This is a genomic window from Enterobacter sp. D2 (assembly GCF_034427575.1).
In the GTDB taxonomy this organism is placed as follows: domain Bacteria; phylum Pseudomonadota; class Gammaproteobacteria; order Enterobacterales; family Enterobacteriaceae; genus Enterobacter; species Enterobacter cloacae_M.
Window position 1 is genome coordinate 466,311 of record NZ_JAXQPP010000002.1, and the last position, 25,751, is coordinate 492,061.

Annotated in this window: 35 protein-coding genes; 8 read left to right on the forward strand and 27 right to left on the reverse strand. The window is 56.4% G+C overall.

Annotation, left to right across the window (positions count from 1 at the left end; all coding sequences use genetic code 11):
* Positions 1–29: 29 nt before the first annotated feature.
* From SPG90_RS14425 to SPG90_RS14440, 4 genes are all read right to left on the reverse strand, one after another.
* Positions 30–338, reverse strand: coding sequence for a phage tail assembly protein (locus tag SPG90_RS14425; protein ID WP_023309234.1), 309 nt, complete (start codon positions 336–338; stop codon positions 30–32).
* Positions 339–394: 56 nt separating this feature from the next.
* The gene (locus SPG90_RS14430) at positions 395–913 is read right to left on the reverse strand and encodes a phage major tail tube protein (RefSeq protein WP_023309235.1); all 519 of its coding nucleotides are present in this window, start codon (positions 911–913) and stop codon (positions 395–397) included.
* A gap of 11 nt (positions 914–924) precedes the next feature.
* Complete coding sequence (locus SPG90_RS14435; protein ID WP_047174849.1) at positions 925–2,112, reverse strand: phage tail sheath protein; 1,188 nt, start codon at positions 2,110–2,112, stop codon at positions 925–927.
* A 94-nt stretch (positions 2,113–2,206) separates the two neighbouring features.
* A complete protein-coding gene (locus SPG90_RS14440; RefSeq protein ID WP_126303111.1) occupies positions 2,207–2,764 on the reverse strand; it encodes a recombinase family protein in 558 nt (185 codons plus the stop codon).
* Between the two features lie 155 nt (positions 2,765–2,919).
* Between SPG90_RS14440 and SPG90_RS14445 the strand changes: the two genes are divergently transcribed.
* On the forward strand, positions 2,920–3,177 hold the full coding sequence (locus tag SPG90_RS14445; protein ID WP_223998064.1) for a hypothetical protein: 258 nt from the start codon (positions 2,920–2,922) through the stop codon (positions 3,175–3,177).
* The gene (locus SPG90_RS14450; protein WP_047174864.1) at positions 3,164–3,358 is read left to right on the forward strand and encodes a hypothetical protein; all 195 of its coding nucleotides are present in this window, start codon (positions 3,164–3,166) and stop codon (positions 3,356–3,358) included. The genes SPG90_RS14445 and SPG90_RS14450 overlap by 14 nt, the downstream gene beginning before the upstream one ends.
* 86 nt (positions 3,359–3,444) lie before the next feature.
* On the opposite strand, the gene SPG90_RS14455 is transcribed toward SPG90_RS14450, so the two are convergent.
* From SPG90_RS14455 to SPG90_RS14535, 17 genes are all read right to left on the reverse strand, one after another.
* Complete coding sequence (locus SPG90_RS14455; RefSeq protein ID WP_047174865.1) at positions 3,445–4,044, reverse strand: tail fiber assembly protein; 600 nt, start codon at positions 4,042–4,044, stop codon at positions 3,445–3,447.
* The gene (locus SPG90_RS14460) at positions 4,044–5,111 is read right to left on the reverse strand and encodes a phage tail protein (RefSeq protein WP_126303112.1); all 1,068 of its coding nucleotides are present in this window, start codon (positions 5,109–5,111) and stop codon (positions 4,044–4,046) included. Before SPG90_RS14460 ends, SPG90_RS14455 begins: the two co-directional genes overlap by 1 nt.
* Positions 5,108–5,716: a phage tail protein I gene (locus tag SPG90_RS14465; protein ID WP_029741411.1), complete on the reverse strand. Its 609-nt coding sequence runs from the start codon at positions 5,714–5,716 to the stop codon at positions 5,108–5,110. The genes SPG90_RS14460 and SPG90_RS14465 overlap by 4 nt, the downstream gene beginning before the upstream one ends.
* On the reverse strand, positions 5,709–6,617 hold the full coding sequence (locus tag SPG90_RS14470; protein WP_047174530.1) for a baseplate assembly protein: 909 nt from the start codon (positions 6,615–6,617) through the stop codon (positions 5,709–5,711). Before SPG90_RS14470 ends, SPG90_RS14465 begins: the two co-directional genes overlap by 8 nt.
* 5 nt (positions 6,618–6,622) lie before the next feature.
* Complete coding sequence (locus SPG90_RS14475) at positions 6,623–6,973, reverse strand: GPW/gp25 family protein (protein ID WP_023309241.1); 351 nt, start codon at positions 6,971–6,973, stop codon at positions 6,623–6,625.
* On the reverse strand, positions 6,970–7,611 hold the full coding sequence (locus tag SPG90_RS14480) for a phage baseplate assembly protein V (RefSeq protein ID WP_045404079.1): 642 nt from the start codon (positions 7,609–7,611) through the stop codon (positions 6,970–6,972). The genes SPG90_RS14475 and SPG90_RS14480 overlap by 4 nt, the downstream gene beginning before the upstream one ends.
* 112 nt (positions 7,612–7,723) lie before the next feature.
* Positions 7,724–8,191: a phage tail protein gene (locus SPG90_RS14485; RefSeq protein WP_126303113.1), complete on the reverse strand. Its 468-nt coding sequence runs from the start codon at positions 8,189–8,191 to the stop codon at positions 7,724–7,726.
* Positions 8,154–8,399 carry an Rz1-like lysis system protein LysC gene (lysC, locus tag SPG90_RS14490; RefSeq protein ID WP_196238647.1) on the reverse strand — a complete coding sequence of 82 codons (246 nt, stop codon included), beginning with the start codon at positions 8,397–8,399 and terminating at the stop codon, positions 8,154–8,156. Before lysC ends, SPG90_RS14485 begins: the two co-directional genes overlap by 38 nt.
* Positions 8,287–8,712, reverse strand: coding sequence for an Rz-like lysis system protein LysB (gene lysB, locus SPG90_RS14495; protein WP_045404083.1), 426 nt, complete (start codon positions 8,710–8,712; stop codon positions 8,287–8,289). Before lysB ends, lysC begins: the two co-directional genes overlap by 113 nt.
* Entirely contained in the window at positions 8,709–9,218 is a 510-nt protein-coding gene (locus tag SPG90_RS14500) for a lysozyme (RefSeq protein WP_126303114.1), read from the reverse strand. Before SPG90_RS14500 ends, lysB begins: the two co-directional genes overlap by 4 nt.
* On the reverse strand, positions 9,202–9,423 hold the full coding sequence (locus tag SPG90_RS14505; RefSeq protein ID WP_023309247.1) for an HP1 family phage holin: 222 nt from the start codon (positions 9,421–9,423) through the stop codon (positions 9,202–9,204). Before SPG90_RS14505 ends, SPG90_RS14500 begins: the two co-directional genes overlap by 17 nt.
* Positions 9,414–9,617 carry a tail protein X gene (locus SPG90_RS14510; RefSeq protein ID WP_023309248.1) on the reverse strand — a complete coding sequence of 68 codons (204 nt, stop codon included), beginning with the start codon at positions 9,615–9,617 and terminating at the stop codon, positions 9,414–9,416. Before SPG90_RS14510 ends, SPG90_RS14505 begins: the two co-directional genes overlap by 10 nt.
* Before the next feature lie 179 nt (positions 9,618–9,796).
* Positions 9,797–10,237, reverse strand: coding sequence for a DinI-like family protein (locus tag SPG90_RS14515; RefSeq protein ID WP_029741403.1), 441 nt, complete (start codon positions 10,235–10,237; stop codon positions 9,797–9,799).
* Between the two features lie 109 nt (positions 10,238–10,346).
* A complete protein-coding gene (locus SPG90_RS14520) occupies positions 10,347–12,536 on the reverse strand; it encodes a replication endonuclease (protein WP_047174528.1) in 2,190 nt (729 codons plus the stop codon).
* Position 12,537: 1 nt separating this feature from the next.
* Positions 12,538–12,759 (reverse strand): TraR/DksA family transcriptional regulator, encoded by a 222-nt coding sequence (locus tag SPG90_RS14525; protein WP_047174527.1) that lies wholly within the window; start codon positions 12,757–12,759, stop codon positions 12,538–12,540.
* Positions 12,759–12,986, reverse strand: a complete 228-nt coding sequence (locus tag SPG90_RS14530; protein WP_047174526.1) for a DUF2732 family protein — start codon at positions 12,984–12,986, stop codon at positions 12,759–12,761. The genes SPG90_RS14525 and SPG90_RS14530 overlap by 1 nt, the downstream gene beginning before the upstream one ends.
* 68 nt (positions 12,987–13,054) lie before the next feature.
* A complete protein-coding gene (locus tag SPG90_RS14535; RefSeq protein WP_047174525.1) occupies positions 13,055–13,393 on the reverse strand; it encodes a DUF5347 domain-containing protein in 339 nt (112 codons plus the stop codon).
* Positions 13,394–13,620: 227 nt separating this feature from the next.
* Here SPG90_RS14535 and SPG90_RS14540 point away from each other — a divergent pair, with 227 nt between their 5' ends.
* Together SPG90_RS14540 and SPG90_RS14545 are read left to right on the forward strand one after the other, a co-directional pair.
* Positions 13,621–14,196, forward strand: coding sequence for a phage repressor protein CI (locus SPG90_RS14540; protein ID WP_047174524.1), 576 nt, complete (start codon positions 13,621–13,623; stop codon positions 14,194–14,196).
* 282 nt (positions 14,197–14,478) lie between these two features.
* Entirely contained in the window at positions 14,479–15,648 is a 1,170-nt protein-coding gene (locus tag SPG90_RS14545) for a molecular chaperone DnaJ (RefSeq protein ID WP_023309262.1), read from the forward strand.
* Here the strand turns inward: SPG90_RS14545 and SPG90_RS14550 are convergent, their stop codons facing one another.
* Complete coding sequence (locus SPG90_RS14550; RefSeq protein WP_045403421.1) at positions 15,649–16,413, reverse strand: siderophore-interacting protein; 765 nt, start codon at positions 16,411–16,413, stop codon at positions 15,649–15,651.
* Positions 16,414–16,561: 148 nt separating this feature from the next.
* On the opposite strand from SPG90_RS14550, the gene SPG90_RS14555 reads away from it, so the two are divergent.
* Positions 16,562–17,056: a PadR family transcriptional regulator gene (locus SPG90_RS14555; RefSeq protein WP_029741394.1), complete on the forward strand. Its 495-nt coding sequence runs from the start codon at positions 16,562–16,564 to the stop codon at positions 17,054–17,056.
* On the opposite strand, the gene SPG90_RS14560 is transcribed toward SPG90_RS14555, so the two are convergent.
* Together SPG90_RS14560 and SPG90_RS14565 are read right to left on the reverse strand one after the other, a co-directional pair.
* Positions 17,053–18,612: a methyl-accepting chemotaxis protein gene (locus SPG90_RS14560; RefSeq protein ID WP_047174522.1), complete on the reverse strand. Its 1,560-nt coding sequence runs from the start codon at positions 18,610–18,612 to the stop codon at positions 17,053–17,055. The two genes, SPG90_RS14555 and SPG90_RS14560, sit on opposite strands and share 4 nt — an antisense overlap.
* 336 nt (positions 18,613–18,948) lie before the next feature.
* On the reverse strand, positions 18,949–20,469 hold the full coding sequence (locus SPG90_RS14565) for a PAS domain-containing methyl-accepting chemotaxis protein (RefSeq protein ID WP_126303116.1): 1,521 nt from the start codon (positions 20,467–20,469) through the stop codon (positions 18,949–18,951).
* Between the two features lie 435 nt (positions 20,470–20,904).
* Between SPG90_RS14565 and ygjG the strand changes: the two genes are divergently transcribed.
* Entirely contained in the window at positions 20,905–22,284 is a 1,380-nt protein-coding gene (ygjG, locus tag SPG90_RS14570; RefSeq protein ID WP_023309267.1) for a putrescine aminotransferase, read from the forward strand.
* 38 nt (positions 22,285–22,322) lie between these two features.
* On the opposite strand, the gene SPG90_RS14575 is transcribed toward ygjG, so the two are convergent.
* Positions 22,323–22,925: a helix-turn-helix domain-containing protein gene (locus tag SPG90_RS14575; RefSeq protein ID WP_322408206.1), complete on the reverse strand. Its 603-nt coding sequence runs from the start codon at positions 22,923–22,925 to the stop codon at positions 22,323–22,325.
* A gap of 42 nt (positions 22,926–22,967) precedes the next feature.
* Between SPG90_RS14575 and SPG90_RS14580 the strand changes: the two genes are divergently transcribed.
* Together SPG90_RS14580 and SPG90_RS14585 are read left to right on the forward strand one after the other, a co-directional pair.
* Complete coding sequence (locus tag SPG90_RS14580; protein ID WP_126303117.1) at positions 22,968–23,654, forward strand: B3/4 domain-containing protein; 687 nt, start codon at positions 22,968–22,970, stop codon at positions 23,652–23,654.
* 12 nt (positions 23,655–23,666) lie between these two features.
* On the forward strand, positions 23,667–24,515 hold the full coding sequence (locus SPG90_RS14585) for a dihydrodipicolinate synthase family protein (protein WP_045403436.1): 849 nt from the start codon (positions 23,667–23,669) through the stop codon (positions 24,513–24,515).
* A gap of 55 nt (positions 24,516–24,570) precedes the next feature.
* On the opposite strand, the gene lsrG is transcribed toward SPG90_RS14585, so the two are convergent.
* On the reverse strand, positions 24,571–24,864 hold the full coding sequence (gene lsrG / locus SPG90_RS14590; RefSeq protein ID WP_003862606.1) for a (4S)-4-hydroxy-5-phosphonooxypentane-2,3-dione isomerase: 294 nt from the start codon (positions 24,862–24,864) through the stop codon (positions 24,571–24,573).
* Complete coding sequence (lsrF, locus tag SPG90_RS14595) at positions 24,861–25,748, reverse strand: 3-hydroxy-5-phosphonooxypentane-2,4-dione thiolase (protein WP_126303118.1); 888 nt, start codon at positions 25,746–25,748, stop codon at positions 24,861–24,863. The genes lsrG and lsrF overlap by 4 nt, the downstream gene beginning before the upstream one ends.
* Positions 25,749–25,751 lie beyond the last annotated feature (3 nt).

The window sequence follows — 25,751 nt, forward strand, 5'->3', positions numbered from 1 at the left end:
ATCGTCGACCGACACATTTTCGGGAAATTTCAGCGAGCCGAAGCCGGTGACAAAAAACCGATCACCTTACCTGCAAAAGAGAGCAGATCGCAGGCGTCCAGGCGCGCAACCTCATGCTCGGTCAGCGCTGGGGAGGTCATTCGCGGCAGCACCTTAATCAGCGCATCAACGTCAGATTGCGCCAGCGACGCCAGCGATACGCCGCGCAGGGTCCCCGCATTGGGTTTTGCGACGGTCACCTTTTCGATTTTTTGCTCGCCGCGCTGAACGGGGCTATCAAGCGTGACGATATGTGGGTTTTCACTTTCGTTCATGGCGGTCTCGTTGATATTTTCCATTTCGTTACTCTTCTGAAAGTTAACTCACCGGCCGGTCATCCCGGCCGGTTAAAGGGTTACAGGCCGATGGCCTTACGGTGTTCTGCCAGGCGATCGACGCCATCGACTTTGAGCACCATGTTGATGATGTCGATTTCGATGATCTCTTTGCCATCAATGGTCAGCTGATAGTAAGCGCACTCGGTGGACATCTTGGTGGTGCCGCTCTCGCCCTGCTTGTTTTCACCGCCATCAAACTCTTTATGACGGCCGCGCATGACGATTTCGACGGCGGAGATTTCGCCGGTATCATCGCGCTGATAAGAGCCGGTAAAGCGCAGCGGCACGCTGTCCGCGCCCGGAGAGGCATACTGCGCCCACAGGGCGGCGTCCGGCAGACCGCCAACGGTCCACTCCAGCGCCAGGGCATCATCGTCCAGGCCGAGGTCGACAGAGACCGAGCCCGGCATACCGCCGCCGCGATACTTCTCCAGCTTGCGGGTAAGCTTCGGTAGGGTCACAGACTCAACAACGCCCATATAGCTCAGGCCATCGTTGAACATATTCAGATACTTAAGTTTGCGTGGTAACGCCATGCTTCAGCTCCTTAGCTGTTAACCGAATCTGACAGGTCAGCCAGATAGGTATCGGTGATGCGCTGGCGCAGGGTCAGATTTTCCAGCGGCGGGACAGGGGTGTAGTCGTAATCGATATACAGTTTCCCCGCTTTCAGGGTGGATGCATCGTTCGACTCAGGGTCATACCAGCAGGAGCCGTCGACGATATAGCCGTTGGTTTTCAGCTCGCGGAACTTGGCGTTAATACCGGAAACGATGTCGCGAATAAGCGTTGGCGTGATGGGTTTATCCATCGCCCACGCGTGCGCTTCCGCCATGGTATCGGCCAGCACCTGTGCGGTACGGGTGTAGTTTTCAAAGACGAATAACGGATCGTCTGAGCAGGTACGGTTACCCCAGAATTTGAAACCGTCGTTGCGAATCAGCGTGGTGACGCCAGCCTGGTTAAGCAGGTTCGCATCGGTAGCCTGTTCCTGCAGATCCCAGGAGACAGAGGCGCTTACGCCCGTAACGCCGTTGACGCCAACGTTTGACAGGGTTTTATGCCAGCCGATTGTCTGGTCGATTTTGGCGCGCAGGCCAAGCGCACGGGCGGTAGCCCAGGCCGTCGTCGTTGCGTTCGTGGTGGTATCCCATGCCAGAAAATCAGGATGGATAACCATCAGCTCGCGCTGGCTGAAGTTTTTGCGGTAGTTGATCGCTTCAGAGATGGTTTTACATCCCCATGCGCTGACATAGCCGAACGCGCGCAGGCTCTGGCACATGGCGGCCAGTGCGGTCGCCACTTCCTGAGAGTCCAGCCCCGGCACGCCGAGAATACGCGGCTTAACGCCGGTCACCGTTTTCGCCGTGAGAAGCGCCTTCAGGCCGGTATATTTACCGTTTTCATCGGTAGTACCGATGATGTTGGAAACGGTCTGCTTACGCGCCTCTTCCGGGGTTTCAGCGGTGCCTTCGGCCACGCGAACAACAACGACAACCGGTTTGCACTGATCGGCGATCGCCTGCAGAGAAGCGGACAGCGTCCCCGCCTTGCCGGCTTTCACAATCGCGTTTTGCACGTTGGTAATGAGCACGGGCTCGTTTAAAGGAAATGTCTTGTCGTCAGCATCGCTGGCCGTACAGACCATGCCGATGATTGCCGTCGAGACGGTGGAAATGGTGCGGGTGCCATCGTTGATTTCGATAACTTCCACGCCGTGGTGAAAATCACTCATCCGTTTAACTCCTTGGTTAGTTGGTGAGTGATATTGTCGCGGCTGGGCTTGCTATGAGCTAACCATCCCTGTCCAGCGGCCGCTGGCACAACGATTATCCGACTATCGTGGCGGGGAATTTTTTATAAAGCGTGGAAATACCCACATCAAAAATTAACGCAACGCGCTGTCGGGATTCCCCGGCAGCAATCAGCCTGCCAGCCTGAGCCCATTCCTCCTGCGTCAATTTAGGGCGTCTGCCACCAATTCGTCCCTGTTCCCGCGCTGCGGCCAGCCCGGCGCACGTCCTCTCGACAATGAGTTCACGCTCCATTTCAGCAAGCGCCCCCATGATATGGAAGAAGAAACGCCCCATTGGCGTTGAGGTATCAATGCTATCAGTCAAACTGCGGAAATTAATGCTTCGCTGGCGTAGTTCCTCGGTCATTGAAACAAGGTGGCGCATACTGCGCCCGAGCCGATCGAGTTTCCATACAACGAGAGTATCTCCTGCATTAAGTTGCCTGAGGGCACGATTGAGTCCCGGTCTGTTTGTCGATTTACCGCTGATTTTATCTTCAAAAATCAGCTCACATCCTGAACGCTGCAGCGCGTCACGCTGTAAGGCGGTGTTTTGTTCATTTGTTGACACGCGTATGTATCCAATAAGCATGGTATTTCCCTTCGTCAAAACCGGAGATCATGCCATTTAATGGATAAACACGCATTTTCGAAAACCTTGGTTTGGGAGGAGCTAAATACGTAACCAGTCGAGGAAGTAACGCAAATGGAGCTTGGGTAATATGGTCGGATGGAGCCATTGAGGTTATGGGGTATGGTGTAATCCTTGATAACGGCCTGGCAACGGTTAATTACCCAATTGCGCTGCCAGGTATAAGCCGCTATATCAGCATTGCCGAACGTCTTTCTGCTGATCCCGGCACTACGCCAAACTATGCTCATTCATCAATGATCATTGATGCTTTAACAACAAATGTTGGTTTCAAAGCTCGTTGCACAATGGCCGCAACGGGTGCCCCATCAAATAATGGTTTTTCGTGGAGAGTTTACTATGCGCCTATTTAATCCGATCACGATGACGGAGGTCATTCATGGTTTCCACGATACTGGAGGTGCTATTCAACTCCCTGAGGATAACTGGTTTTTCAGAATACAAGAAATACCGGAGGGAATGCGGCTTGCAGTTAATGAAAAAGGCGAACCAATCCTTGTGGAAATTAAATCTGATGTCTCTGGCAACGAATAAATGAATACGTTTTCTGGCTGAGTGCTGAAAATATCAGGTGCTGCTGATGATTATTGACACATCAAAAGCACCCGATATTGAATGACCTATACCTCGGGTTTCGGTGGAAGGTTAAGATTCGGAGCGGTATCGGTATCAACCTTAGTTAGCGTATAACGATACCGCTGCCATTCAGTCAGACGTGGGATATCTTTATCATCAATGTAGCCTCCAGCCTGAGCATCTACCAATGGTGCGATAATTGCAGACGCTTCCGCTAGCAATGCAGTTTTCTGCTGTTCAGCCTTTGCCACATCCGCAGAGTGTTTCGCTTTTGCGTCGGTTATCCACTCGCTGCCATTCCACTTATCATATGGCGTTCCAGGGGCTTGTGTCGTCGTATCTTTCGGATAATCACCCGGTAGTGAAATCGTGACTTTCTCACCTGACTTTGTGCTATATACAGTTCTACCGCGATGATCAGCGATGTACTCCCATCCGTTTAAGTCAAAGGTGCGGCAAATTGTAAAACCTTCTTTAATTTCACCAGGCGCATCAATGCATGACAAGGCTGGAATACCTACACCTTCCGCTAAATATTCAACCGAGGAGGAAATATATTCGCGCGTCTCACCATCGTAGTTAAACACAATGATATCACCGGTCACTGTAGCAATAAGCTCATTGTTTAATTTTGCCTTCGCCATTATGCGGCCCTCACGATGTAGTTAAATGCGATGTTACGGGGGCGGGCTGAAACATAAGCCCACCAATCGTAGCGTTGCGAATTTGCCGGACTACCGATCCATTTTTTTCCTTTGATCTTTTCCCATTGTGCTGCAGTTATTACATCGCCAAACCCATAGTCGGATGACCCGATTGAACTGATATCCCCCGTATCATTGTCATCAAAGCCCGAAACAATAGTACCTTCCTGGAATGACAGCAGCCCGCGACCAGCGTCAATCCCACGCCCGTCATCCCAGCCTCGGATAAACTCACCGCGTAAATCAGGTAATCTGAGTGCAGGATAAGCCAGAGCCAATTTAGGGTACTGGGAGGCTGAGAACGCCGCTCCGTTGCATTTGAGCCATCCCGTCGGTGGAGTTGCTGACGGCCACGGAACGGGGACGCCAATCGGCAGAGCTGTCCCTTCTCCCAAACCAAGGTTTTTGAGAACCTCTGCGCTCAACCCTGCAGCGGCAATTTCTTTTAACGCATTGGCGATTAATGGGTACTGTTTATGCGGATTATCAGCAGCAATATGCTTTTTCATCTGATCATCAGCGTAGCCCTTTACCTCAATAACTTTATCGTCAACGTACTGACGCGTTGCCAGCACAACCGACGGATCAATTTTCAGGGAAATTGACGATGTGCTCGACACAATCAGAATCATGCGAATGGTCTGCGTGCGACCGCTGCCTTCCTGCAGCTGAGGCTTGTATGTCTCCGGGCAGTTAGCCACGGCGATCAGAATGCCGTCGTCGTCGTAGAGACCGATCTCTCGGATCCAGAAACCGCCCTCGTTCTCGGGAATAATCTGTTCAGCGATGATCTGGCTGGTATTGTTTGGGTCAACAGCGAGCAGGTTCAGCGGCGCTATGCGTTTTTGGTTGACGAGCTTCGTCTGCGCCGGATCGGGGGTTGGCAACGTTCCGTTGGCGTCGCCTACCGCCATTTGCGTCAGGTTGAGTTGCGTACCAAGTGCCGTCGCGTTAGCTAGCCGCGCCGCGCCCTGATTCGTCAGTATGGCAAAATATTTTGCGGTCATGCGTTCACTCTCAGGTTATCAATCAAATGGATGGCCGAGGCCGGGTAATAATCACCACCGACAATAAGTTCCTCTGTGGTGTAGGGGTAAACAGCCAGCGCATCGCCGTGATAGCATCCTGCGCCAACATAAAACTCTCCCGTTGAGCTCAGGCTGATAGCCAGCCCGGTCATATGTCTACTTGCCGGTTTGGCATCTTCAATGAGCCGTTCAAGCTCCTGATACATTTCGTCAGTGATGCCGTTATCAAGCACACCGACAACCAGACGGAACGTGCCTGGCTCCTCACCGAGCTGCCACCACTCGCGCACCTCAATCAAGAAACCAAGCGGTTCCACCACACGACGCAATGCGCTGATGGTTCCTTTGTGCTGATGGACGAAAAACGAGGACATAATGACGCTGCGCTTCGTGCTCTCCGGCCACGCCTCATCCCAACGGTCTACCGACAGCGCCCATGCCAGGTAGGGAAGTAAATTCACCGGGCACGCGCTGGGGTTCCATAAGGTGCGTAGCGGTACCGGCACTCGTTCAATATTCGAGAGCGCTGCGGCAGCGGCGACTTCCAGCGGTGATGACCCAACGGGTAATAGCCTTTCACTCATCCGAACCCCCGATCGCTATCTGATACGAGGTACAGTTCGAGGCCTGCGACTTACTTAGCACAATGTCAGAGTGGGGAGATTCCAGTTCAACGCGCTGCACGCCTTCAACGTGCAGTGCTGCATAGATGGCCGACAGACGGATATCGCGTCCAAGGCGATGCTGTGCGCTGATATAATTCTGCAGCTTCTGCTCCGCTGCCTGCCTGATGGGTTCAGACTCTGGTCCGGGATAAACGTAGAGCGTCGCGTTTATCTGGTAAGGCACAATTTCTGCCGACTGGACCGTTACACGATCGCCTACGGGGCGGACGGTTTCAGCATTAAGTGCTTTTTCAACAACCGCCAGTAGTTCAGGACGAGCGGTACCATCACCCTCACGGGATAACACCGAAATCGTCACACGTGCAGGCTGAGGGCTTTCAACCGAAACGTCAGCGACCCGTCCGTCGGCACTTCGACCATGATATTCATAGGCTCCAACCGGCCCCGCGACGCTCAACCCTTCAAATGCCTGCTGCGCACGCAGCCGCAGGTCGGCATCAGACTCCATGATGGCAGCCGTCGGCGGAATGGTAGTGTCATCGCCCGGGGTGATGGTCAGGCGTTCGGTATTATTGTTTCCCGCAATAATGTCCAGATCGTGACCGGAAGAATAGGCCAGCGTCACGGCCAGTGCAGCCTCATTAACCCGCTGGCGCCAGATTACTTCCCGGTAGGCGTTCTCCTGCAGCAGCTTCACAATCGGCTCGGATTCCAGCGTCAGCGTCCGTGCAATCGCTTCTCGCTCCTCTTCCGGATAGAGGGAGACAAAGGTGGCCTTTCGTTCTGCCAACAGCGTTTCATAATCCACCTCCTCCACGACATCAGGCGCGGCGAGCTGGCTCAGATCAACAATAGCCATAGCGTTTAACTCAGTGAAATGGTGATAGAAAAGGATTGCCCGGAGGTCGGGCGCGTGCCGGTGATATCGACATACAACGTCCCGTCGTTCTCCGAACGCTCGAAAGTGATGGCCGTCAGGCTTATCCGCGGCTCCCATTTCTGGATGGCGGAATAACAGGCGGCCATGATTTGCAGGCGCAGCGCCGGACTCTGCGGCCTGTCGATCATCGCCGCCAGCAGCGAGCCGTAATCCCGCCGCATGACCCGTGAGCCAATCGGCGTAACCAGAATGTCGCGCACGCTTTGACGGATGTGTTCCGCCTCTGAAATGCTCAGCCCGGTCTGCCTGTTCATCCCCCTGTAACGCACCGTCATTGTGTCCCCTTAGTCCAGCTTCCGCCGCTTTGCACACTGCCGTGCGCGTGGTTATCCACCTGCACCCCGTTGGAGGTGAATTTACCGCCGGAATGCTCAATATTTCCGGCCATCACACCGCCCTTCTGCACTTCAAGAGAGGCAGTAATTAACCTGTTGGTACACACCACTTCAGGCGTATCCAGCGTGATGCGGGACGTTGACGTCACCCTCACCTCCGGCACGGTGGCGGTCAGCGATTCAGAGGCGGTAATATCGGCCGTTTTAATGCCAGCAACCGTCAGCGCCCCGCGCCCGGGTTCGTACTCGATCACCGCGCCGTCAGGGAACGAGACGTGGAACGCGTCAGGTGACCCGGACGGCGCCGGATGGTCGTCAGAGAAAATGCCGGGCAGCACAAAGGCGGTATCAAGCTCGCCGCCGATGGCCAGCAGCAGCACCTGTTCCCCCTCGGAAGGAGCCCACCAGACGCGCGAACGTCCCGCACGACAGGTTAGCCAGTTCAGCCAGGTGGTTTTCATCCCGCCGGTCTGGACACGACAAAGCCCTCTGCTGAGGTCAACATCGGTCACAACACCGATACGAATAAGATTGCGGATCGCGCGAGCGATGCCGTTCATGGAAGTTAATGTATTCATGAGAAGAGAATGCCGTTCAGGAGGAACGGCAGCAACGAGACGGGGTTTTCTGCGGGATGATACAACAAGCGATCCAGACAGCAGGCGCCAGGCGGCCTTCAGCGCGGGGAAATTACTCCTCCCACTGGCTGACCAGCTCGCCGTTGACGTACAGCGCCTTCGGCCGCGTGACGGGCTCCGGCAGCGGCGGCTCGGGGGAATACGTCGCGTGCAGAGCGCCCTGCTCCTGGGAAACAAGAATACGCTCGGTTAATTGCACGCTGATGGTGATATCCATCGTATCGTCATCGTTTAAGACGACCGCGAAGGTGTAGCCGTTTTTGCGTCCTTCATCGAGGGTAAAAATATCCGGCTGGTTTTCCCGAAGCCAGGCCAGCACCGGGACGAAAAATCCCTCGCTGTCGCCGGTGAAGCCGCTAACCTTCGCGTTCAGCGCATACCGCTTTTCAAAGGAGAGCGAGGAGGCTAGTCGGGCGTCAATATTGCCGCCTCCGACCGACATCTGCAGGCGCTCCGGGTTGGCATTGAGTTGGGGGATCGCGTCAATTAATGCCTGACGCAGGCTCTTGAGTTTGTGCATCGAGTTTATCCTGACAGTCTTTGATGGTTTCAACCTGCAGCGCGCAGGCGATAAGGGCGTATTCCAGCCTGCGAATATCCGCGCTGAGATCGCCGTTAGTGGCGGGTTCGCTTCCCGGCATCGGGCAGCTGCTCACCTTCGGGCAGGCGTTGTAAACAATGTGCTGCGGAGGCGCAGGCGGTGCGGGTGTGCAGCCTGCGGACAGCATCAGGCAGCTGAGCGGTATACCAGCGGCGTAACGCTTCATTTTCATTGAGTAATCTCCCGATAGTCGCTTCCCGTCTTGCCCTCTCCTCACCCGCAGTAGCAAGCTCCTCACGGAGCCTGACCTGGGCATTTTCATTTGCTTTGGCCATCCGTTGCGACAGGGACAGCTGCTGGTTAAGCGTGGCGAGGGCCGTTTTTTGCTCGCTGGCGACCCGGTTGGCCGTGGCTAAGGAACGCGACAGGTTCAGGTTGTCATGACGAAGCCACAGCGTGATGGCCAGCAGCCCGGCCAGCGCCAGCATGAGCGTTCTCATGTCAGCCCCTTCATGCACCAGGCCTTCTCGCGGACGCGACGGTTTTCCAGACCGGCATTTTTGACGCCGTTGACGTACACCCAGCGGGTAAGCTGCCCGCATGCCTGCGGCCACTGTTTACGTTTGATAAAGGACACCAGCGTCGAACGGCAGGCGGCGCCTGCGCCGACATTAAAGGTAAAACTCACCAGCGCGTCATAGACCCGGGGCGGCATCTCCACCGGCGCACACGCCGCCAGACGCCGCTCAACGTTGAGCACATCAGCGACCAGATTTACCGCAGCCTCACGCTCGGTAATGTCCCGCGTCGGCACAACGTTTGCCGTGTGGCCAATGCCGGACGTCCATACGCCGGCGCTACACCGGTAGGGCGAGAGGCGACATCCTTCGAGATCGGCAATCAACGCCAACCCTTCCGGGGACGTTTTCAGTAATTGAAAGTCAGGCATCAGCACCGCCAGGGCCAGCACGCCGGCGACGCTGCAACGCTTAATGATTGAGTTCACGAATGCTCTTCTTATCGAGGCCAAGAGACTGGAGATAGCGCCAGGTTTTTCGCTTAAACCAGTAATTCGTTAATGCGGTAAAAATGGCGCACAGACTCCCCACGTACAGCGCGACTTTTTCAGGAGACATCGCCCCGAACCAGGCCAGCGCCACGGCCAGCCAATAGGCGATAACCGTGGTGATTTTCTCCAGGCTCAGTCCCATAGGTTTACGGATTCTTTTGTGGGGGCGCTATTCACCTCCGGCATCTCTACCGGCGTGCCGTGAGGCAAGATAACACCTAACTCCGCGAGGCCAGGATTGGCCTTCAGAACGGCTTCAACGACGCCAGCCGTGCGCCCATAAAAGCGGGCGCAAACGGCATCAAGCGTGTCCCCCTGCATTGCATAGATTTTCATCAGACGCTCCCAACATCCGGTTTCCAGGTACCGTAGAGTTTCCCGGGCCAGCAGGCTTTTCGCTATCGCTGGCAGATGGACAATCGCAGGCACAACAGATCGTCCGCGAGCGGCGAAGCGTGATTCAACGGAAGCGCAAAACAGGAATGAGGGTGTTGGTACGGGCGATGACGCCGGGGCTAGCGCCAGCTCTCGTCTTCCCAGACTTCCCGGAGGATAGCGTCCAGCGCCTCGCGATCGGCTTCTTTTTCAAGCCCCTGGAGCTCGACCCCCGTCACCGATCCGATTTTCACGTTCACTCGCGATGACGGAAACAGGGATCGTATTCTGCGAGTCAGTTCGCACTGAAAGGCCTCAACGACGGCATGACCAATCTGCTGATCTTTATCGAGAGTAATGTTCACCCGAACGTTGCCCTCTTTTTTGATTCGTTCCGGAACAGGCGATGCTGAGAACACAACGGTAAATGCGTTGTTCTTGATTAAATTTCCCCGCGCAATCTCAGCAATCAAATTCAGGGCAATCTCACGATCTCTTTCCTGACACGTTCCTTCCGTCGTCAGTCGCGCAATCAGCTCGACTCGTTCAATCATGACCTGCTCGTTCAACTCTCTGTCCACACAACCTCCACCACGAGATACTGTATAAACATACAGTAGCACGTATTCATAAAAAGAGTGAAGCGAAAAATCAGAACCCTTCACGGTATGTGCATGATATGGATGGAGATTAGCGGGCTCTCTGAGCGAAGAGATCCGTTAAATACCCAATACGTTCAAGGATTTTCCGCGCCTTTTGCTGGTAAGAACACGGTGCCGGAAATAGCGATCCGTCAGCTGCGCCCCTGCACCATTTATCGTTAAAGCGGCTGATGCCTCCCGCCATCAGATGCAGGGCTTCTGCCCGGCTGATGGCTATCCCGGTGACGAGCCGTATCTCATCGATCACCTTCTCCGGTACGCCGTTCTGCGGGTCGCTCGCGAAGACGACGGGCGACGACGCGCCAGGGCGGATGAATTTGATGCGTTCGGTTAACGCCCGCCTCGCACGTCGGCTGAGGGGTTGAGAAAGATCGGTCTGCGTACAGTTATTGACAGAACTCCGAGAGGATACGGGCACATCCTTAAGTTCCGCGGCCCGCTTCGGCACAATTTTCCACTGCGTGAGTCGGGTTAAAACTGGGCTGCCCGCGCCAACGGCGGAATCGTACACGCCGCGGATGCGGACCGTTTCCTCGCCGTACTGGTTAAACCCGGCGCGCGGCTCATACAGCGTGCGCACCTGTAAATCATCGCGACGCACAAACGGCCCGCCCTGCGCAGTAACGTAACCCGCCCAGTCCCCGGCGTCGGCAGCCTCCTGGACGGCGGCAAACTCAGCGCTCAGACCGCGCGCGGCCTCGGTATCCACCAGACGTCGCAGCTCGCGGTAGACCGTTACCGGCGCGCCGCCGATGAACTGAAACTGGCGAATGTGCCAGCGCCCTGCCCAGGCCGACACGGCGGACGCCGTCTCCTTCAGCAGCCCACCGCTTTCGCTATCGGTCTCGCCATCGAGCGCATAGCCGTCGATATTCTTTGAGATGTATTTGGCGATATAGCCGGTAGCGCTGCCTTTCTGCGGATCGATCGCGTCCGCGTGAAAGCGCGCCTGTCTGGCGCTTTCGCTCTGCAACTCAGCGTTCTCCTCCTGCCGCGCGTAGTCCCCGATAATCCGGCGAACGCATTCGACGTCTTCCGGCAGCATAAACATCAGCATGTGCCAGTGGGGCGTACCGTCGTGATGGGGTTCCGCAACGCGGATACCAAAGATACGGCGCCCGTCCCGGTGCAGTTTTGCGCGGATACGCGCCCACAGGCGGGTAAAGTAGATTTGCGTATCCGTCGGGCTGGCCCCGTTCCACTTCGCGTTGGGGAAGCCTGATTTCAGCGTCGCGTGATACTGCGCGGGCGCGGTTAAGGTATAGAACTCTCCCACGTAGCCCAGCGACTCACAGATATTTTCAAACCCGCGGATGCGGGTCATCAGTTCACAGCGACGTATCGCCGGGTTGGCCACCGAGCTGTCGTATTTTTCAATCAGGCTGATGCGGTTTCCCTCTTCATCTTCCAGCTCCATGCCCTTGAGAAATTCGCGCGTGCGGCGCTTCTGCTCGCGCCACTCGGTCACGCAGCGTTTGCTCGCATACGCCGCTCTCCGTTTGCTGACGTTGCTGAGGGCAATCTGCAGATGTTCGCGCCAGGCAGCCGCGACCCGACGCAGGCGCCCGCGCCACCACGCCTCGGAAAACATGCGGATCACCGCCGCGGCAACGTCATCTTTGTTGAAAAATGTCTTCGACACCCGCTCCCAGTGCGGTGGCGACACGTTGAACTGTCGGGCGATCAGTCCTGCGCGCTGATACCAGACGTAAAGCGTCTGGTATTCGCCCATTTCAGCATCGTTAATATTCGCCAGCTCGCCGCGTATAAAGCTGGCGATATCTGCGGCCAGCAGGTCGATGTCCGCGCGGGACATATCCGGAAGGCGGTTATAGCGGGCCACCAGTTCGACCATCCGCGAGGCGAGGTATTGCAAAAGCTGAGTGTCGAAATGGCCGTCAAACACGGCCCTGGAGACTTCGTCGTGCAGGCCTGTGCAGGCATAGCGATCGGAGACCCGCCGCAGGCGAGGTAACATCCTTTTGCAGAAGCGGATCAAAAAGGCGTTAGCCTGCGGGCTGCCCCGATGCTGTTCGAGGGCGTCAACCGTGCGCCAGATTTCGAAGCGTACGCAGTCGGGCTGCTGTGAAAGGGCAATTCTTGCCTGCTGCAGCGCCGCGAAAAGGCGATCGCGGCGCTGCTGTTGGGCATGGGTGAGATAAGGGCTGGCAATGGCCGACCGTGGGGCGTTCCACGGATAAGCAAATGACGTAGCCAACTTATCCTCCCCGGACGTGTTTATTTTTCATCTCTGCGATCTCCTGGCAGGTCACGCACAGGGCTACGCCGGGCACCGCTATTCGGCGCGCCTCCGGTATCGACGCCTCGCAGTCCTCGCAGAGGAAACGCGAAGGCGATGCGGGTCGTCTGCGGGCGCGATTAATGTACCGCTCTCTGTCCTCCTGCTCGCGCGCCTGCGCAAGATCGATAAAATCGGCCATCAGTGCAGCTCCTGAGATTCGCGCTCGTAGCGAGCCGCCTCGTGGCACAGAAGTTCGGCAACGTCTTCTCCGCTCATACCGGTTTTGTAGATATGGCTCGCCAGCGCCTCCAGACGCAGGGAGACCGCGAGGGCTCGCGCGCATCGTTCCTCTGTTTTTGCCTCTGCCAGCAGGCGTTTCAGTTCTTCACTTCCGATCCGATAAGGGCGGTTTTCACTGTTTCGCATCACGCGTTCTCCTTAATTTCAGGCAATAGGGTGCCCGGCGGGTTTACGCCATTAGTTTTTGGGTTGGGTTATATCGGCATGGTCAGCCGTTCAGGGAATAAACTCACAACAGCACGAAAATGGTTCATGGCGTTAATCAGCGCCCGTTTCTCTTCGGTCGTCAGCTCGCTGATATCGCACTCGTGGCGGGAGACGGGCAATCTCGCCAGGAAAAAGAGGGCGGCCAGCGCCCTGCTGTTCTCCTCAAAACAGGGATCGCGCTTATCGCGCATTTCAGCCATAAACCGCGCCAGCTCTTTTCCGCTATCGCCCCCGTATCGGGCGCGCAGTTCAGCGACGTGGTTAAGCCCGCTAAGACGCGCTCCCACGCTAAGTGGAACCCTTGCACGGGCAGCTTCTATCGCCATATCTCCCCTCGCATAAATTCACGCACGCTAGTGCGCTGAAAACGGGCACAGCACGGTATTTTCCGCCGTTTGATGATTGCGATTTCAGATGCCATGCTGCATGATTCCCATTTTGATAATGTCTGCAATCATTAGCCTCTGTTTGCCAACGTCTGCCGCTGATTGCCCGAATTTGCAATGATACTAATACCCAAATGAGTATTAGTAAACATCCAAAGGAATATATTTTGATTTTAGATTCTCAAGTGAATAATGAAGAGTTACTCGATAGAATCTGTCAGGTATATGGTTTCACGCAGAAAATCCAGCTGGCCCGGCACTTTAATATCGCCGCCAGCTCGCTTCAGAACCGCTACGCGCGCGGTACCGTCTCTTACGACTTTGCGGTTCAGTGCGCGCTGGACACCGGCGCCAGCCTTCGCTGGCTGATGACCGGACAAGGCGCGCAGTTTGAAGGTCATCCCGCGCCGGGCGATCCGGTTTCGGTTTCCACATTCACACTGAGTGATGGAAGGCTGGAAGAAAATACCACTTTGAGTATCGACTCTGGTTTCTTTAGCAAACCGCTGGCTCGCGGCATCGCCGTTCGGGCGGAGGGAAAGCTGCACTTTATTGAAAAAGAAGCATCGTTAACCGACGGCCTGTGGCTGGTTGAGATTGAAGGCACCGCCAGCATCCGCGACCTCACGCTGCTGCCGGGTAAAAAACTCCACGTGGCGGGCGGCAAGGTTCCGTTTGAATGCGGTATCGACGAGATAAAAACGGTGGGTCGCGTGGTGGGGATTTACAGCGAGGTTAATTGAGGGTGGGTCGGACGCATGCGCCACCAAAGGTGGGGGGCTCGCTTTCGGGTAGGACACGGAAAAACCCGAGGCAGGGGAAAAAGAGGATCAACGCAAATTAACAGGGCTGGTGAAGGTGTGGCATGTCGCTCTATCGGGTTTACCCCATAATGAGAGCACCACACATCAACTCATTAAAGAAATCCCCCATCGCGCCGATCATCATCCGTGTGTATTATTTCCTGTAGCTTTTACAACAACTAACCTTAACTCAAATACTTAAGCGCCAAAGCGAAAGGCATCATGAGCACACCGATCAAACGGCTAGAAATCATTAAAAATGCCATTGAACTGGAAGATGACGACATCATCCAGAGCCAGCTGACACGGCTGAAAAATGAAGCGTTTGACGATGAGCTACAGGCAATCGTCGTGGCGCTTGAAAAGAAGAACTACACCGCTGCGATGGCGGCAATTACCGCCTGGCTTCAGGGCCAGCGCGCCGTGACCCAGTGGCGCGATCCGCAGGTGGCCGCCAGCAAGCTGGAGCTGAAGGCGCTGGAAGAACGTCTGCGCGATCTGATTGACCGCCGCAACGCCCGGGTGCAGCAGCTTGATGAGTTCAACGATCTCTATTTCTCTCGCCTCGGGCCGCTGATGCAGCAGATCCTCGCCCTGCGTAAAACCCTGGCCGAGCTGAACCTGCGCCGTCAGCAGGCGGAAGCGCGTCGCCGTGAGGAAGATTACCGTCGCTGCCAGCGCTATATGGCGCAGGCGGTAGAGGTGCTGGCGACGCTCACCCAGCGCTGGCGCGATCTCCCGGCCGACTCCGTGCAGGCCGCTGAGGCGCGCAAGCATCTTGAACAGCAAAGCAATCTGATTGCCAATCTGCTAGCCGAAGCGCTGGAGCTGGAGAGCGGCTTAACGCGCGAAGAGGAGCCTGCGCGTCAGGCGCGAGACGACGCTAACGAAGAGTACGAGAAATATCGCGAGCAGCATCACGATGCCGAAGTGCGGCTGCGCAAGGGTAAGGATCTTTCGGAAGAGGATCGGAACGAGCTCAAGCGTCTCTGGCGGCAGGCGAGCAAGCTCTGCCATCCGGATCTGGTGGCGGACGATCTGAAAGAGGAAGCTAACGCGATGATGGTGCAGCTCAACCAGGCGAAGCAGCGTGGCGATGTTAAAACCATTCGCTCACTGGTGGCCCGCCTGCAGCAGGGCTTTGAGCCATTGATGGCAAGCGACAGGCTGAACGATCTGGAACGTATCCGCAAAAAAATGGCGCAGGTTCGCGAGCAGATAGACATTTTAGTGAACGAACTGGCGGAGCTTGAGAAAGAGGAATCCTGGCTTCTGGTCTCGTCTCTGAACAATATGGAAGCTTACTTCGCTCAGCAGGAGAAAGCCCTGCACGAGGTCCGCGCCTCGCTCGAACATCAGGTGAGCGAAGCGCAGCTGGATTCCGCCGCCTGATTATTTGGCGTGCCAGTATGCGCTGGCACGCACCAGCTGCTGGTCAATCGCATCGGTTTCAAACTGACGGCTCAGCGTCTTCACTACCTTCCCTTCCCCGGTCAGCCAGATGAAATAGTCTTCACCAGGAACGGTCAGCGCCGCCAGATGGTCCGCTACCGCCTGCTCGCTGTGGCCTACAACCCAGGTGATGTTGAATTCGCTCAGGTGCGCCAGATAGTCCTTATAAGAGTCGTCCCCAACCGTCACTACCGCATGAATTTCCGGGCGAACCGGCAGTTTAGCAATGCTCTCTAAGCGTCGGCGCAGCGCGGGCATGCCGGACTCGTCGCACACGTACAGCTGCCAGGCGTAATCCTCCGGCACCACCAGCGAACCGCGCGGACCGCCGATGGTCAGCCTGTCGCCCACTTTTGCCTCAACCGCCCAGCGGCTGGCAATGCCGCCGTCATGAACGAAGAAATCGAGCACCAGCTCATGGTTTGCCTCGTCGTACAGCGGCGTGTAGTCGCGCGTCTGAGGACGTACGCCGTCACCCCAGTCGATACCTTCATCGGTGACCACCGGCGGCACAAACACCGCGCCCGGGGCAGGGAAAAAGACTTTGGTATGGTCGTCGAAACCGCGGGAGCTAAAGCCTTCCAGCTGCTCGCCGCCTAAAACAATGCGCTGGAAACCCGCGCTGGCGCGTTCAACGCGGAGCACCGTCAGCTCGCGAAAGCGCAGGTCATTACGAACACGCTGTGGGTAACGGGTAGATGCCATTTTTTAGCCCCTTCTCTGGTGAATACGATATATCTAAATCAATTTTTAAATGATAATGATTACTAATAAGAAAAAATGCAAGATCTTTTAGATTGCATCTGAATATATCTTAGATATAGTTTAGATATATCAAATTGAGAGAGCTACTATGCGACACGAACACGACAGCGGCGGGCGCCGACCGCGCTTTTTCGGCCATGGCGATCTGCGGCTGGTGATTCTGGATATTCTGACCCGCAGCGCGAGCCACGGCTACGAGCTGATCAAAGAGATCGAGAATCTAACCCAGGGGAATTACACCCCGAGCCCAGGCGTGATCTACCCGACCCTGGATTATCTTCAGGATCAAACCTTTATCACCATTACGGAAGAAGAGAACGGTCGTAAGACGATTACGATTACCGCTGAAGGACAACGCTGGCTGGACGAAAACCGGGAGCAGCTGGAACAGATCCAGGTGCGTATCAAAGCGCGTTCCGTCGGTTTTCAGCTGCGCAAAAACCCGCAGATGAAGCGGGCGCTGGATAACTTCAAAGCGGTGTTAGATCTGAAGGTGAATCAGGGAGAGCTCAGCGACGCGCAGCTCAAGCAGATTATCGGCGTTATTGACCGCGCGGCGCTCGAGATCTCCCAGCTGGATTAAGCCGGAGCGTGCTCGCTCACGCGGAAGACGCGCACCAGCTCCTTCAGGTGCATCGCCTGTTCGTTAAGCGATGCTGCCGCCGCGACGGACTCCTCCACCAGCGCGGAGTTCTGCTGGGTGGTGGCATCAATCAGGCCAATCGCGCTGTTAATCTGCGAGATACCTTCCGTCTGCTCGTGGCTGGCCTGGCGGATTTCGCGCAGGATCACGTCCATCTCTTCCACGTTGCCGACCATCCCATTAATCAACGCACTCGCTTTTTCAACCAGGTTCATCCCGTCCCGGGTCTGGCTGGTAGAGCTCTCAATCAGCTCGCGGATTTCGCTGGCAGATGACGCGCTCTTCTGGGCAAGCTGGCGAACTTCACCCGCCACCACCGCAAAGCCGCGACCGTGCTCGCCGGCGCGCGCCGCTTCCACCGCCGCGTTCAGCGCCAGAATGTTGGTCTGGAACGCAATGGCGTCGATCAGGTCGATAATGTCGGACATCCGGTTCGACGTCTCGTTAATCAGGCGCATTTTGCTGGTCACCTGCTTCATCATCTCGCCGTTGTTTTTAACCACCGTGGCGGCATCGGCCGAAAGGTTGGTCGCTTCCCCGGTATGCGAGGCGGTATTTTTCACCGTCGCGGTGATCTGCTCCATCGAGGCGGCGGTCTGTTCTACAGAACTTGCCTGCTCTTCCGTGCGCGCGGCCAGATCCTGGTTCCCGGCGACAATCTGCGCGGCAGCGCTGGAGATATTCTCCGAGCCGGTTTGCACCTGCTGCACGATGTCCAGCAGTCGCGTTTTCATCTCCATCAGCGCATGCAGCAGCAGACCCGTTTCGTCTTTGCCGTGTGGCGTGATGCTGCCCGTGAGATCGCCCTCAGAAATGGCTTTTGCAAAATGTACCGCCTCGCCGAGCGGACGAGTGATAGCGCGCACGATAAACCAGCCAATCAGGCTGCCTGCCGCAATGCTAAAGAGCGTGAGCAGGATCAGCAGCAGTCGGTTAGACCTGAAATCCCCTTCCACCTGCGCGCCGGCACTCTGCATCTCGCTGTTTTGAATGGTAATCAGCTCCTTCACCTTCGCTTTATAAGCCTGCTGCACGGCGAGGGTGGTGGTCATCATCTCCTGAATAGCGCCCGCACGATTGTTGTTCTGCACCGCCTGCAAAATGCGGTAGCGCGAGTCCAGATACTGCTGGCGCACGCTGCGGATCTCCGCCAGAACCTGCTGAGACTTTTGATCCTGCAGCGCGTTGTTCAGCTCGCCCAGGATCACCGTGATGTGCTCGCTGATCTCTTTCAGGCGCTGCTGAGATTGCCCCGTATAGGTGCCCTGCTCGTCCAGCAGCATCAGCTGTTGAGTGCTAATAAATTCCTGGAAGTTATCGATTAACTGGTTCGCTTTTACCGTGGTCGGATAATCGCTGGTAATAATCGATTGCATCCCGTTATTAGCCCGGTTCAGGCTTATCAGAGACAGGCTCGCGCTGAGCGCCATCAGGACAATAAAGAACCCAAACGCCAGAAATAATTTCGTGCCGATCTTTACGTCATGTAAGAACATATTTTCTCCATCGATGTGATTATTTCTCAGACGATCGCTGTTATCGGTAACGATTTCGCTAACTTTATGAGTTTGATCGTTTTTTTATTTCATAACCATCGCAATGGATAGGTAGAGGCTATTAATATTGCTCCATCGATCGTTACCAGACCACCGGAGGGGTATTTTTCAAAATAGCGTTCTGGATAACTGACTTAGGCAGGGATAAATAACTGAGGCACTTTCTTTAGTTATTTAATATTAAATTAACAATAAAATACATTAATAGTCACAACCAGAAAATAAAAAGCCGTTTATTCCTTACGAAATAAACGGCTTTTTTAGAACATTACTGACTCAATGAAGCACAGTTACCGCATCCTTAAGGCGTCCGGCGCGGTGCTTCACCATCGCAGAAATGTGGGCGCTCTCTTCGACCAGGTCGGCGTTTTTCTGCGTGATGCTGTCGAGTTCGGCCACCGCGCGGGTCAACTCTGACAGCCCGGTTGCCTGCTCGGAGGTCGCGTGGCTGATCTGGGCGATAAGCTGCGTCACGTTTTTCACCTGCTCGACAATATCATCCATCGTGCGACCTGCGGCGTGAACCTGCTCAGAGCCGGACTGCACCTTGCTGGCGCTGGCATCAATGAGTTTACGAATATCATTGGCGGCACTGGCGCTTCGGCTGGCGAGATGGCGCACTTCGCCCGCGACCACGGCAAAACCTTTTCCCTGCTCTCCTGCCCTTGCCGCTTCAACCGCCGCGTTCAGCGCAAGAATATTGGTCTGGAAAGCGATATCGTTAATCAGGGAGGTAATCGAGCCAATTCGCTGCGTGCTGTCGGCAATGTCATCCATGGTTTTGACAACGGTCTGCATCGCGTTGCCCCCTTTCGTCGCCGCGCTGCTCGCGGCCACGGAGAGTTTATCCACCTCGGCGGCGGTTTCAGAGTTACTCTGAACGGAAGCGGCCATCTGGTTCATTGTCGCGACGGTCTGCTGCACGTTCGCCACGGTCTGACGCGTGCGATCGTTCAGATCTTCATTTCCCTGTGCCAGCCTGTCGCTGCCGTCACGGACGCTCACCACCTGGCTCGACACGTCATTGATTAACCAGCGGCACATCAGCCCCAGTTGCCCTACCGCGCGCAGCGTCAGCCCCAGCTCGTCGCTGCGGTTCAGATGCTGCACGCTGTTGCGCTCACCGGTTGCGACCTTCAGGGCCTGTCGCGCCACATTCTCTACCGGGCGGACAATCTGCTGCTCAAACAGCAGTGTCCCCAGCAGCATGACCAGAGCGGCTGCGGCGAGCGGCATCCACCCGGCGGAGGTCGCGATCAGCGTGGCGGCGAGAACGGCAAAAAGCGCCGCCATCACGCTGCGCACGCGCCAGCGCAGCGGCATAGCCGGCAGTTTGCCCAGCCAGCCTTTTCCAACCACAAGCCCTTTATGAATACGTTTCATACAGCTTCCGTCGTTCAGCGCCCGGTAGAGCGGCTCCACGGCGGCAATCTCTTCCGCTGTGGCTTTGGTGCGAATGGACATATAGCCTGTCACCAGCCCCTGGCGTACCATCGGCACCGCATTCGCACGCACCCAGTAGTGGTCACCGTCTTTGCGCCGGTTTTTGACAATTCCGCTCCACGGCTCGCCCTGCTGCAGCGTGTACCACATATCGGCAAACGCGGCTTTTGGCATATCGGGGTGGCGCACCATATTGTGCGGCTGGCCCGTCAGCTCATCGAGCTGGTAGCCGCTCACCTGCACAAAGGTGTCGTTGGCGTGTGTGATGTAGCTGTGGACGTCTGTGGTAGACATTAAGGTGGTGTCATCGTCCAGAGGATATTCATTCTGGGTGACATAGGTTGGAGAGGACATCGTGGGCATCCCTTGCAGGTTATTTGAATGTTAATTTTGTGGGTCAATGTTTTTTCGGCGGTAAACAATTTATCTTTAGTTGTTAAACTTGATGAAGATCGCAGATTTGACTTAAACCATACTTTTTGTGCGATTTTATAATTCATTGATTTCAAATACTTTCGCAAAGAAATTACCTGTAAAGCATGATCAGTTAATGCCCACTTAAGTTGCAGCGAATGCACTTCTTTAGTGCAGATGCGGTTTTCCGCCCTCATTTATCCTTTCTGTCCTGTACCGCTGAATCCCGTTTCGGTTGCTCCGGCATGATTAAATATTGTGCAACATTATTTTAACCTGGCGTTTATCCCGATTTTCGTTAAGTCATCTGAAGTGGCGTAATCCCTGCAATACTTAAACCAGTATCATGTGATACGCGATCCCCGGGAGCACATTTTGAACAGGTTACCTTCCAGCGCCTCGGCTCTTGCCTGTACCGCGCACGCACTGAATCTCATTGAGAAGCGAACGCTCGATCATGAGGAGATGAAACAACTTAACCGAGAGGTCATCGATTACTTTAAAGAGCACGTCAATCCAGGTTTTCTGGAGTATCGCAAATCTGTTACCGCCGGCGGGGATTACGGAGCCGTAGAGTGGCAAGCGGGGAGTCTTAACACGCTTGTCGACACCCAGGGACAGGAGTTTATCGATTGCCTGGGTGGTTTTGGTATCTTCAACGTGGGGCACCGTAATCCAGTTGTGGTTTCCGCCGTACAGAATCAACTTGCGAAACAACCTCTCCATAGCCAGGAACTGCTCGACCCGCTTCGCGCTATGCTCGCGAAAACGCTGGCGGCCTTAACGCCCGGCAAACTGAAGTACAGCTTCTTTAGCAACAGCGGCACGGAATCGGTCGAAGCGGCGATTAAACTCGCCAAAGCGTACCAGTCGCCGCGCGGGAAATTCACCTTTATCGCCACCAGCGGCGCGTTCCACGGTAAATCTCTGGGCGCACTGTCTGCTACCGCCAAATCCACCTTCCGCAAACCGTTTATGCCGCTGCTGCCGGGCTTCCGCCACGTGCCGTTTGGCGACATCAACGCCATGCGCACCGTGCTGAGCGAATGCCGTAAAACCGGCGATGACGTGGCCGCGGTGATCCTGGAGCCGATTCAGGGTGAAGGCGGCGTAATCCTCCCTCCGCAGGGCTATCTGCCCGCCGTGCGTCAGCTGTGCGATGAGTTTGGCGCGCTGCTGATCCTCGACGAAGTCCAGACCGGGATGGGGCGCACTGGCAAAATGTTTGCCTGCGAGCACGAAAACGTTCAGCCGGACATCCTGTGCCTGGCGAAGGCGCTCGGCGGCGGCGTGATGCCGATTGGTGCGACGGTTGCGACTGAAGAGGTCTTCTCGGTGCTGTTCGACAACCCGTTCCTGCATACCACCACCTTTGGCGGTAACCCGCTGGCCTGTGCGGCCGCGCTGGCGACCATCAACGTACTGCTGGAGCAAAACCTGCCCGCCCAGGCGGAGCAGAAAGGCGACATGCTGCTGGACGGCTTCCGTCAGCTAGGCCGGGAGTATCCGGACCTGGTGCAGGACGCGCGTGGCAAAGGGATGCTGATGGCGATTGAGTTTGTCGATAACGAAACCGGCTATAGCTTCGCGAGCGAGATGTTCCGCCAGCGGGTGCTGGTGGCCGGCACGCTCAACAACTCGAAAACCATCCGCATTGAACCGCCGCTGACGCTGACGATTGAGCAGTGCGAGCAGGTGCTGAAAGCGGCGCGTAAAGCGCTGGCAGCGCTGCGAATAAGTGTGGAAGAGGCGTAAAAAATCACCGGGCCTGCAGGCAGTTGCAGGCCCGGTTTTTAGCGGTGGAACTCCGCCACCGTCATGGTAAAGCGCAGAACGTTTTTTCCCTCATTGGCATAACCGTGCGCAGCTTCCGTTTTCGCCACCGCCGATTTGCCTGCAGCAACCTGCGTCACCGTCTCGTCCACCGTCAGCGTTAAAACGCCTTCGTTCACGTGCAGCAGCTCAAAGGTTCCCGCCGAGTGCCCCGGAGAGGTAAAGCGCTCTCCCGGCTGCATCTCCCACTGCCATAGCTCAATCATATCCGGGCCTGCCGTTCCCGCCAGCAGTCTGGCGCATCCACCCTGTGCGCCCTGCCACAGAACCGGAATCGCGGCCTCTTCGATAACATGCACCAGCGGCTCGCTGGAGACGTTGACGATATCCGCTACGGAGATGCCGAGCGCGGCGGCCAGCTTGCACAAGATGGCGATACTGGGGTTGGCTGCGCCCTTTTCGATCTCCACAAGCATGCCTTTACTGACGCTGGCCCGGCGGGACAGCTCGTCCAAAGACAGCTTTTTCTCTTTACGCCAGTTGCGGATGCGGTTCGCCACGGCCAGGCTTACCTGGGCAACGTCGGCACCCGAATCAGTCATTATATTGACTTTATCAGTCATTGGTCACTACCATGGTATAAAACAGTCAATACAGGATTATTTATGTCTCTCGTTACGCCGTCAATAGATTCGCGTCTTGCCGGGATTGCCCCGGGCTTTCGGGCACTGAGCATTCTGGTTGAAGCTGCGCCGATTACCCACCCGGAGGTTGCGCCCGCCGCGCTGGCGCAGGCCTGCCAGCTGATGTTGAATGATGATGTGCCGTGGGCTGATGCACATCTTTCAGACTGGGATGAGGTGTTTAAAGCCTTCGGCGCGAAACCGAAACGCACGCCCTGCTCGGCCTCCGCCCTGCGCAAGCGGGTACTGAAAGACGGTTCGCTGCCGTCGCTGGATCCGGTGGTGGATATCTATAACGCGGTGAGCATTCGCTATGCCATTCCGGTGGGTGGGGAAAATCTCGCGGCGTACTCGGGTGCGCCGCGCCTGACGCTGGCAGACGGCAGCGAGCCGTTTGATACCTTTAAGGAGGGAGAGCCGGTGGTGGAATACCCGGATGCTGGCGAGGTTCTCTGGCGAGACGACCTCGGCGTCACCTGCCGCCGCTGGAACTGGCGACAGGGGGTCCGTACCCGTCTGGACAGCCAGGCGCAATCCATGTGGTTTATTCTTGAAAGCCTGCCGTCGATGCCCCTTGCGGCACTGGAAGAGGCAGGAGAAGAGCTGGTCAACAACCTGCAGCGGCTGATGCCGGGAGCCAAGGCTCGGGTTCAGCTGCTGACGCTGTAGGAGGACATCACGATGTTTCACGGGTTAAGCGCGTTTCCGTTAACGCCCCTGAAAGAGGGGACGTTTGACGAGCACGCCTTCATCAATCTTCTGCGCCCCGTGGTCGACGCTGGCGTGGATTCACTCGGCATTTTGGGCTCAACGGGAAGTTACGCCTATCTGACCGTTGAAAAGCGCGGTCGGATCGCACGCTGCGCGGTGGCGCATGCTGATGACATTCCGGTCATCGTCAGCATCGGCGCATTGCGGCTGGACGATATTCTGCGTCTGGCTGACGACGCGCAATCGGCAGGAGTCTCCGGCGTACTGCTGGCACCCGTGTCGTACCAGCGATTAACGGAAGACGAAGTGTTTCATCTCTATGAGACGGTGACCCGCCAGATCTCCGTACCGCTGTGCATTTACGATAATCCCGCCACGACTGGTTTTTCGTTTAGCGATGAACTGTTATTTGCCGCCGCGGCCCTGCCGAATATAGGGTCCATAAAGCTTGGCCGCGTGCCGGAGGACCTGTCGCAGGTACGCGCTCGTCTTCCGGATACCGTCACGCTGGGCATCGCCGGTGACTGGCGAGCGGCCTCTGCCCTGCAGGCCGGGTTTGACGTCTGGTACTCGGTGGTCGGCGGGTTGTTTCCGCAAACAGCGCTGGCGATTGCCCGTTCGAAACAATCGGCACAATCCGAGCGGCTGGAGCCGCTTTGGGCGCTGTTCCGCCATTATGGTAGTTTGCGGGTGGTAGCGGCAGCGGCAGAAATGCTGGGGAAAGTGGAAACGCCCGCGCTACCCTTCCCCCTTCAGGCTATTCAGGGTGAGCCGCGCGAAGCGCTTGCTGCGATAATTGCGGATCTGGTGCTGGCCTGAACAACGCCGGGTGGCGCTAGCGCTAACCCGGCCTACAAAACCTTTATAACGCCTGTTACTCCGGCAACAGCCCCACAAAACTGCGTTTCTTGCGCGGCTCCGACATCAATTCCTCAAGCTTATCCACGCACGCCAGGTAGTGCGGGGTTTGCTTGTGCGCCAGCACCGCCTCTTCGTCTTTATAGGCTTCGTAGATAAAGAACCGGGTCTTCACCCTCGGGTCCTGCAATACGTCAAAGCGCAGGTTTCCCGGCTCCTTGATTGCCCCCTCGTGGTTGGCGCGAAACACCTCCAGAAACTCGTCCACCCGCTCGGGCTTAATGTTGATCTCAACCAGCGTCACGTTCATTTTGCTTCTCCCTGTTTCTCTTCCTGCCAGAACTGGAACGCATAGCGGGCGTTCCAGTTCTCGTGAACCACTTTTTTCACCGCCTTCAGCATGGCGAGCGGCGCGCTGGACTGGAAGATATTGCGCCCCATGTCCACGCCGGACGCGCCCTGGTCGATCGCCCGCCAGCACATCTCCAGCGCCTCGTGCTCCGGAAGCTTTTTGCCCCCGGCGATCACAATCGGCACCGGGCAGCTGGCGGTCACTTTTTCAAAGCCCTCGTCCACGTAGTAGGTTTTGACGAACTGCGCGCCCATTTCGGCGGCGATGCGGCTGGCCAGCGAGAAATAGCGCGCGTCCCGCGCCATCTCTTTACCGACGCCCGTCACCGCCAGCGTCGGCATGCCGTAGCGCGCGCCCGCATCGACAAGCTTGATGATGTTGTTGATCGACTGATGCTCAAACTCGCTGCCGATATACACCTGCGCCGCCACCGCGCAGACGTTCAGGCGCAGCGCGTCTTCCATCGCCACCGCCACGCACTCGTTCGACAGCTCGCCCAGAATCGAGTTACCGCCGGAGGCGCGCAGCACCACCGGTTTGTTCGTCGCGGCTGGCACCTGGCTCCTGAGGATGCCGCGGGTGCACATCAGCACGTCGGTTTCGCCAAACAGCGGCGCGATGGAGAGATCGATGCGCTCAAGGCCGGTGGTCGGCCCCTGAAAGTAGCCGTGGTCAAAGGCCAGCATCACCGTGCGATTGCTCTGCGGATTGAAGATGCGCGCCAGGCGGGACTGCATGCCCCAGTCCAGCGAGCCGCAGCCCTTCAGGGTGTAAGGCACATTCTTCTGCGGCGTGCCGATGCCAAAATCCTTGCCGTCTTTGATGTCGTCTAAATCAGCCATTTG

Bases quoted from the DNA above. Each gene is read 5' to 3' on its own strand.
- SPG90_RS14460 (WP_126303112.1), bottom strand. From the start codon at position 5,111: ATGACCGCAAAATATTTTGCCATACTGACGAATCAGGGCGCGGCGCGG.
- SPG90_RS14575 (WP_322408206.1), bottom strand. From the start codon at position 22,925: ATGACTGATAAAGTCAATATAATGACTGATTCGGGTGCCGACGTTGCC.
- SPG90_RS14560 (WP_047174522.1), bottom strand. From the start codon at position 18,612: ATGTTCTTACATGACGTAAAGATCGGCACGAAATTATTTCTGGCGTTT.
- SPG90_RS14480 (WP_045404079.1), bottom strand. From the start codon at position 7,611: ATGAATACATTAACTTCCATGAACGGCATCGCTCGCGCGATCCGCAAT.
- SPG90_RS14505 (WP_023309247.1), bottom strand. From the start codon at position 9,423: ATGGGACTGAGCCTGGAGAAAATCACCACGGTTATCGCCTATTGGCTG.
- SPG90_RS14550 (WP_045403421.1), bottom strand. From the start codon at position 16,413: ATGGCATCTACCCGTTACCCACAGCGTGTTCGTAATGACCTGCGCTTT.
- SPG90_RS14585 (WP_045403436.1), top strand. From the start codon at position 23,667: ATGTTTCACGGGTTAAGCGCGTTTCCGTTAACGCCCCTGAAAGAGGGG.
- SPG90_RS14555 (WP_029741394.1), top strand. From the start codon at position 16,562: ATGCGACACGAACACGACAGCGGCGGGCGCCGACCGCGCTTTTTCGGC.
- SPG90_RS14535 (WP_047174525.1), bottom strand. From the start codon at position 13,393: ATGGCGATAGAAGCTGCCCGTGCAAGGGTTCCACTTAGCGTGGGAGCG.
- SPG90_RS14455 (WP_047174865.1), bottom strand. From the start codon at position 4,044: ATGGCGAAGGCAAAATTAAACAATGAGCTTATTGCTACAGTGACCGGT.
- SPG90_RS14545 (WP_023309262.1), top strand. From the start codon at position 14,479: ATGAGCACACCGATCAAACGGCTAGAAATCATTAAAAATGCCATTGAA.
- SPG90_RS14485 (WP_126303113.1), bottom strand. From the start codon at position 8,191: ATGCACAAACTCAAGAGCCTGCGTCAGGCATTAATTGACGCGATCCCC.
- SPG90_RS14530 (WP_047174526.1), bottom strand. From the start codon at position 12,986: ATGCGAAACAGTGAAAACCGCCCTTATCGGATCGGAAGTGAAGAACTG.
- lsrF (WP_126303118.1), bottom strand. From the start codon at position 25,748: ATGGCTGATTTAGACGACATCAAAGACGGCAAGGATTTTGGCATCGGC.
- SPG90_RS14450 (WP_047174864.1), top strand. From the start codon at position 3,164: ATGCGCCTATTTAATCCGATCACGATGACGGAGGTCATTCATGGTTTC.
- SPG90_RS14465 (WP_029741411.1), bottom strand. From the start codon at position 5,716: ATGAGTGAAAGGCTATTACCCGTTGGGTCATCACCGCTGGAAGTCGCC.
- lysB (WP_045404083.1), bottom strand. From the start codon at position 8,712: ATGAGAACGCTCATGCTGGCGCTGGCCGGGCTGCTGGCCATCACGCTG.
- lysC (WP_196238647.1), bottom strand. From the start codon at position 8,399: ATGCTGTCCGCAGGCTGCACACCCGCACCGCCTGCGCCTCCGCAGCAC.
- SPG90_RS14565 (WP_126303116.1), bottom strand. From the start codon at position 20,469: ATGTCCTCTCCAACCTATGTCACCCAGAATGAATATCCTCTGGACGAT.
- SPG90_RS14430 (WP_023309235.1), bottom strand. From the start codon at position 913: ATGGCGTTACCACGCAAACTTAAGTATCTGAATATGTTCAACGATGGC.
- SPG90_RS14510 (WP_023309248.1), bottom strand. From the start codon at position 9,617: ATGAAAATCTATGCAATGCAGGGGGACACGCTTGATGCCGTTTGCGCC.
- SPG90_RS14525 (WP_047174527.1), bottom strand. From the start codon at position 12,759: ATGGCCGATTTTATCGATCTTGCGCAGGCGCGCGAGCAGGAGGACAGA.
- SPG90_RS14445 (WP_223998064.1), top strand. From the start codon at position 2,920: ATGGGGTATGGTGTAATCCTTGATAACGGCCTGGCAACGGTTAATTAC.
- SPG90_RS14440 (WP_126303111.1), bottom strand. From the start codon at position 2,764: ATGCTTATTGGATACATACGCGTGTCAACAAATGAACAAAACACCGCC.
- SPG90_RS14435 (WP_047174849.1), bottom strand. From the start codon at position 2,112: ATGAGTGATTTTCACCACGGCGTGGAAGTTATCGAAATCAACGATGGC.
- SPG90_RS14425 (WP_023309234.1), bottom strand. From the start codon at position 338: ATGGAAAATATCAACGAGACCGCCATGAACGAAAGTGAAAACCCACAT.
- SPG90_RS14475 (WP_023309241.1), bottom strand. From the start codon at position 6,973: ATGACGGTGCGTTACAGGGGGATGAACAGGCAGACCGGGCTGAGCATT.
- lsrG (WP_003862606.1), bottom strand. From the start codon at position 24,864: ATGAACGTGACGCTGGTTGAGATCAACATTAAGCCCGAGCGGGTGGAC.
- SPG90_RS14470 (WP_047174530.1), bottom strand. From the start codon at position 6,617: ATGGCTATTGTTGATCTGAGCCAGCTCGCCGCGCCTGATGTCGTGGAG.
- SPG90_RS14580 (WP_126303117.1), top strand. From the start codon at position 22,968: ATGTCTCTCGTTACGCCGTCAATAGATTCGCGTCTTGCCGGGATTGCC.